Annotated in this window: 7 protein-coding genes; 2 read left to right on the top strand and 5 right to left on the bottom strand. The window is 41.1% G+C overall.

Going from position 1 to position 4,875, the window contains the following annotated elements:
* Positions 1 to 42 precede the first annotated feature (42 nt).
* Both ACUVXA_RS16425 and ACUVXA_RS16420 read right to left on the bottom strand, forming a co-directional pair.
* On the bottom strand, positions 43 to 654 hold the full coding sequence (locus ACUVXA_RS16425) for a hypothetical protein (RefSeq protein WP_445872368.1): 612 nt from the start codon (positions 652 to 654) through the stop codon (positions 43 to 45).
* Complete coding sequence (locus tag ACUVXA_RS16420) at positions 650 to 1,018, bottom strand: hypothetical protein (protein WP_445872366.1); 369 nt, start codon at positions 1,016 to 1,018, stop codon at positions 650 to 652. The genes ACUVXA_RS16425 and ACUVXA_RS16420 overlap by 5 nt, the downstream gene beginning before the upstream one ends.
* A 278-nt stretch (positions 1,019 to 1,296) precedes the next feature.
* Here ACUVXA_RS16420 and ACUVXA_RS16415 point away from each other — a divergent pair, with 278 nt between their 5' ends.
* Positions 1,297 to 1,620, top strand: coding sequence for an AAA family ATPase (locus tag ACUVXA_RS16415; RefSeq protein WP_445872367.1), 324 nt, complete (start codon positions 1,297 to 1,299; stop codon positions 1,618 to 1,620).
* A 155-nt stretch (positions 1,621 to 1,775) separates the two neighbouring features.
* The gene (locus tag ACUVXA_RS16410) at positions 1,776 to 2,009 is read left to right on the top strand and encodes a DUF4143 domain-containing protein (protein WP_445872365.1); all 234 of its coding nucleotides are present in this window, start codon (positions 1,776 to 1,778) and stop codon (positions 2,007 to 2,009) included.
* Positions 2,010 to 2,304: 295 nt separating this feature from the next.
* Here ACUVXA_RS16410 and istB read toward each other — a convergent pair whose 3' ends face one another.
* The 3 genes from istB to istA are packed head-to-tail and all read right to left on the bottom strand — an operon-like array spanning position 2,305 to position 4,668.
* Positions 2,305 to 3,087, bottom strand: a complete 783-nt coding sequence (istB, locus tag ACUVXA_RS16405) for an IS21-like element helper ATPase IstB (RefSeq protein WP_445872364.1) — start codon at positions 3,085 to 3,087, stop codon at positions 2,305 to 2,307.
* A 9-nt stretch (positions 3,088 to 3,096) separates the two neighbouring features.
* Positions 3,097 to 3,738, bottom strand: coding sequence for a Mu transposase domain-containing protein (locus ACUVXA_RS16400; RefSeq protein WP_445872363.1), 642 nt, complete (start codon positions 3,736 to 3,738; stop codon positions 3,097 to 3,099).
* A 51-nt stretch (positions 3,739 to 3,789) separates the two neighbouring features.
* Positions 3,790 to 4,668, bottom strand: coding sequence for an IS21 family transposase (gene istA, locus ACUVXA_RS16395; protein ID WP_445872362.1), 879 nt, complete (start codon positions 4,666 to 4,668; stop codon positions 3,790 to 3,792).
* Positions 4,669 to 4,875 lie beyond the last annotated feature (207 nt).

Genomic DNA, 4,875 nt, shown 5'->3' with positions numbered 1-4,875 from the left:
GTAAGATTTAGAGGGCGTTTAGTTAAAAAAGATGTTTACTTACTAAAACTTTGCAAAAATTAGTACTGCAATAAATCCACATAAAGCTTCAAAGCCCATAAGAATTAAAACAAGGTTATACTCTTTAATTCCCCCTGTTATTTTCATTATGAGCTGCCCCAACCCTACAGGCCTTGATCCAGGGCAGTATAATTTCCCATTGTTATACTTGCCCCACCATCCTTTGCTTGGAAAACGGTTTAATGCCTTTAAAATAAAATCTATTACATATGGTATAAGAATAATAACCCCTGCAGTTTCAAAATTTCCCAGTACCACTGCAGAAATAATAATAGCCCCTATACTCAATGTACCAACATCACCAATAAATATTTTTGCAGGATACCAGTTAAATATTAAAGCTGCAACAAGTGAACCTGCAGCAGCCATTAGAATTATCAAGGTAGTTGGTCTGTATAATGTAAAAGCAATTACAGAAAGTGCCCCTGTAGCCATAAGCCCCATTCCTACTTCAAGCCCATTAAACCCCGCAAGCATATTTACAGCATTTGAGGCCACAGTAACACTCAAAGGTACAATAAAAAGAGGGTAAAATATTTTAAAATCTACATGTCCAATAAAAGGAACTTTTATAATTGTATACCCTGCTTCAATTGCAGCAAGTGGTATAGCAGCAAAAAAAAGGAGTAATTGCTTTAATACTCTGACGTATATGCATTAAATCATCGATTATGCCAATTAAGCCTATAAGTAAAATCATAGCCAGAACTGCAAATAATTCCTGAATCTTTAAAGTATTGCTGAACAAATCTCCAGTGAAGGTATCGAACCCGATAGCTAATAAAATCCCTCCAGAAAATCCAGTAATGATTCCAATACCCCCCATTTCAAATATTTCTGGTTTGTCAGGCTTGTTCATATCTTTTCCAGTAATACCCGCCTTTTTTAATCGTGGTATTAATAAATATAAAGCAAGTAATGAAATGATGAATGAAAAGCACAATATTAAAAGACTCATTAAATGAATTCCCTGTATGTATTGTTTTTTACAATTCCATTTTATACAATTAGGTTAATTTTCAACCCATTATAATAGTCAGAAGAGTAATATGTCAAATAATTAAAAGGAATTTTAGATGGGTATAGACATAGGTACCAAATATTCTGCTATTTTTAATATCCCATCCAAGCTCTTAAACTACATATTTATAGAGTATTAATTCCGAAAACAAGGTTTTTCTGGACTTAGAAAATCTTATTAAGAGAGAGTATTTTTAAGATGATAATTATGAGAACATAAAGAAGGCAATCCAATTCCTGGGAATAGATTTTAATAGAAAAGTATTCATTTTTTGTGATGAGGTCCAGTTCGTTAAAAGCTTATCATCTATAGCGAAATATTTTATTGACCATTACTATGTGAAATTTTTTCTTACAGGCTCTGCAAGTTTCTATATTAAAAATCTTTTTACAGAATCTCTTGCAGGCAGAAAGTTTATTTTTGCACTTTACTCCCTATCTTGTAATGAGTTTTTCACCTTCAAGAAAATAAAATCCAAAATTCCTGATAAAACAGAAGATATAACTCAAACCATCTTTAAAACTACCTCACTCTATTAAGAAAAATATATACTTTTTGGTTGTTTCCCCCCGGGTGTACTGAAAGATAAGGCTTAAGATAAAAGGAAAGCTGTTGAAGATTTTTTTACATCATTTTTTAGTTGAAAGTAACTCAACTGTGTGATTTCAGGAAAAATCAGGTAGTTTGAGATCTGATGTTACTGCTTATGCAGAGAATAGGCTCAAAGTTAGATATCCAGAGGGTTTCAAAGGAATTGGGGATTTCGCGAATAACATTTAACAATTATATATCCTTTCTTGATGGAACATATTTTATTAAAACTATCAGACCTTTCAATAAAGGAAAAGGTACCGAGATCAGCAAAATGCCTAAAGTTTATTTGTGCGATAGTAGTATAGCAAACAACTTCAAAGTTAGATATGGATGAGCTTTTTGAAAATAGTGTTTTTCAGAACCTGATGTGAATCGGCAAGTATAATGACCCCGGGTCGGCAGTTTTAGTGACCCCCCTTTCCCGGTGTTTTTTAACTAACCACTTTTGGTTTCGATAGTCAATCCTTTTGTCTTTTGAAAATGAAAAATCTTAGTCGCAGGGTTGTGGGAAGTGTGGGTAACTCCTTCGGAGTTATCAAAGCAGGCTGTGTAAAAATCCCTGATTTTTCCACAGGATGCGGTACTTTTTACAACAATCGTGTCGAGCGATCTGGTTTCGTTGGGAATAATCACAGATTCTTCCTTTCCGCTGCCTCAGCAGTAATCTCTTTCGTCCTCTGGACAAAGTTGTGCACGCGATAGCTCTTCCCCTCGATCGTGATCTTTACTGCTCTATGCACGAGCCTATCCATCGCAGTGCTTCTCATTAACGGGTTAGTAAACACCATTGGCCACTCGTTAAAATCACGGTTGCTGGTAATAATGGTGCGGTGTTTCTCATAGCGCATGCAGATAAGCTCATAGAGGTCAGCCTGCCCGTCTTCTGTTAGGGTTTTGAGTCTGAAATCATCCAAAATGAGGAGAGGGATGGAGCACAACTGCTTGAGCCTTCTCTCATGGGTCCCATCTCCTCTCCCTGAGTGAATCCACCCAAAGAGGGCGCCTGTGCGCCTGAACATCACCTCATACCCTCTTTTACAGGCCTCATAGCTTAGGGCCTGAGCCAGGTGGCTCTTGCCCACACCGCTTGGCCCAAGTAAAAAAACATTCTCTCTCTTCTCCAAAAACCTGCAGGTTGCAAGCTCCCTAATGGTGGGCTGGTGAATCTGCGGGTTGAAGGTGAAATCAAAGGTCTCTAAGGTCTTCTCAAGATCAAAAGCACTTTTCACCAACCGGCGGGCAAGCTGCTTGAAATCCCTCCGTTCCACTTCGTCTGTGAGAAGAAGGTCAAGAAACTGTGAGAAACTCCACTTTTCCTTCATCGCCTGCTCTAATCGAAGGGGTAGGGTTTCCATGATACCAGAGAGTTTCAGCCTTGAAAGCTTTGGTCTCAAGAAGCTTAAATCGTCCATTGCATCCTCCTATTGCATAATATGGTCTGAACTGAATGGATCGAAGTACCCATATTCCCTCTGAAACCGGAAGTTAAGTTGCCCTGAGGGCTCAATAGGGTATTCGAGAGGTTCTTGTTCGAGTCCTTTCATGAGTACGTTTTTCACGCTCCTGTATGTCGGTGTATCGTAGTAGAGGGCCCTTTTGCAGGCCGCCTCAAGCCGTGAAGAGGTGTATTTCTCAGCAAACCGGATGAGTCCCCTCACAGGCCGGAACCCATCTACCGCTTTATCTTCGAAGATCCTTTCAGCCACTCCCTGCACAGATGGACCAAAACGAGCGGCCCAGTTTAAAAGTCCCTGTTTTGAAAGGTTCAGATATTCCTCAAGATATGGAGGCGCATGCTCCGACTTTCTCTTGTACTCCCAAAGCTTTGTGGCTCTTTGGTGGTTTGTGATCTCTTCGTAATCGTAGAAGATCCGTACAATCATGGAGTTTGCTACCACGAGCACCTTCTCTCCGATATACCGATAGGGGACAGAGTAAAAGACCTTCTCAAACTGAATCCTCCAATCTGGCCCCGCAGAGGCCTCCTTGCATTTCACTGGATCCCACCGGTTTGATGGAAGTGGGTTGAGTGCCATAACTTCTTCCTGCTCAAAGAGCTCCATTGGACTTATTCCCATTTTCTGAATGATACGTACATCCGAAACCTCCTGGTTTCATCTATCAAGCTCCTCCCTTAGCTCATCAGCATAGGGTATCTCGTGTCCCCTCTGTCGCTGCTTCTCCTTGAAGAGAGGCAGAAAGTTCCTTTTCACGTACTTCACGTCACTATCAACTCCCCCTTTGTGTTCTGCGGAATAAGGGACACAGGGACTGATCATAAATCCGTAGTGTTCTGCAAGACTGCGGTATGCCCTGTTCACCAGAGGGTTTTCAAAGGACGCTCTGATAATCGCAGCCTTTAAATTGTCCGGTGTAGTTTTCCTGGGCACTCCCCCAAAATATTCAAACGCATGGATATGACAGCGGAAAAAGGTCTCCTGTTTCTGATCAAACACCACTTCCCGATAGGCCTTCCGGGAATGCCGAAACCTGCCGGAGAAGAACCACGTCTTCCTTCTTGCTTCGGTGTTCACATCCCAAAATATTCCCAGATACCCGAAATCAACCTCCATTACCTCCACCGGAATAGTCTTACGTACCATTACCAGTCTGGGTTTCTGAGGAAATTGCTTGTGAATATACCGCCGTACCGTGCTCTCAGAGCATTCCACCTGCTCACATAACATCCTATGCATTACCACGAAACTATACCCCTCTTTTATCCAGCGCTCTATCTCCTGCTTGAATGCATCCAAGAGGTGTGGGCTTGCCTCCACTACGGTCTCTAATATGGTGTATGCTTCTTTGATCTCCTTCTCCGAAGGCAGTGGATAAGAGGAGTTAAGCCACCCTTTCTCCTCTGCGACTCTCTTTAATCTCCTGACCACAGTTCTATGATGTTTGAGCTCCCGGCTGATCCCTTTGATCGACTCTCCTATCCTGAGCCTCTTCAAAATGTCCTGTAGTTCCATAGTCCCTATCGTCCTCGGCATCCTACCCTCCCTGTATGTGTTATTGTTCTCTTTAAGATACACATAGGGGGGTCAGAATGAATGCCGGAAGAGGGGGGGTCACTATATTTGCCGAAGGGGGGGTATAATAAATGACGAGGGGTTGTTACTATCTATGCCGATTTACATTTGTGTTTTAAAGGGGTTTTACCATATGTTACAGGTTTTTTTCATTCAAGACAATTGAAA

This window comes from Candidatus Jordarchaeum sp. (assembly GCF_052745115.1).
This window is presented reverse-complemented; position numbering and strand designations above follow the sequence as displayed.

What these genes read in the sequence shown, in the direction of transcription:
- ACUVXA_RS16420 (WP_445872366.1), bottom strand. Translation starts at nt 1,018, where the DNA reads ATGAGTCTTTTAATATTGTGCTTTTCATTCATCATTTCATTACTTGCT.
- ACUVXA_RS16410 (WP_445872365.1), top strand. Translation starts at nt 1,776, where the DNA reads ATGTTACTGCTTATGCAGAGAATAGGCTCAAAGTTAGATATCCAGAGG.
- istB (WP_445872364.1), bottom strand. Translation starts at nt 3,087, where the DNA reads ATGGACGATTTAAGCTTCTTGAGACCAAAGCTTTCAAGGCTGAAACTC.
- ACUVXA_RS16400 (WP_445872363.1), bottom strand. Translation starts at nt 3,738, where the DNA reads ATGGAGCTCTTTGAGCAGGAAGAAGTTATGGCACTCAACCCACTTCCA.
- istA (WP_445872362.1), bottom strand. Translation starts at nt 4,668, where the DNA reads ATGCCGAGGACGATAGGGACTATGGAACTACAGGACATTTTGAAGAGG.